Origin of the sequence: Aquirufa beregesia (assembly GCF_011090385.1) — a bacterium.
Classification (GTDB): Bacteria; Bacteroidota; Bacteroidia; order Cytophagales; family Spirosomataceae; genus Aquirufa; species Aquirufa beregesia.
Genome location: NZ_SEWW01000053.1, coordinates 1 through 282, shown reverse-complemented (window position 1 = coordinate 282; position 282 = coordinate 1). Strand labels below are relative to the sequence as shown.

1 protein-coding gene is annotated in these 282 nt (G+C 46.1%); it reads left to right on the top strand.

Features of this window, described 5'->3' with window-relative positions:
- Positions 1-282: hypothetical protein (locus EWU23_RS13855; RefSeq protein WP_166233206.1), on the top strand; the 282-nt coding region annotated here is incomplete at both ends.

Below are 282 nucleotides of genomic sequence, written 5' to 3'. Positions count from 1 at the left end.
ACAAGCTTGACCTTTACGAATGGGGTAGCGACAGCTTCCATGGTATTGTACAAAGCCGAATCTGCTACTATTGCCGCCACAGACGGATCAATTGTAGCTGCTGGTGCTGATCGTTTATCGGTAACGGCTTCTGAATCTAGCTTCAGTAAACTAGCGGTGAGCTTGGCGAGTCCACAAGTGAATGGCACAGCCTTTACAGGAACCAATACCTTAACGGCCCAAGATGCTTATGGAAACACGGTAACTAGCTTTAATGCGAACGCGAATAATATTACAGTAAGT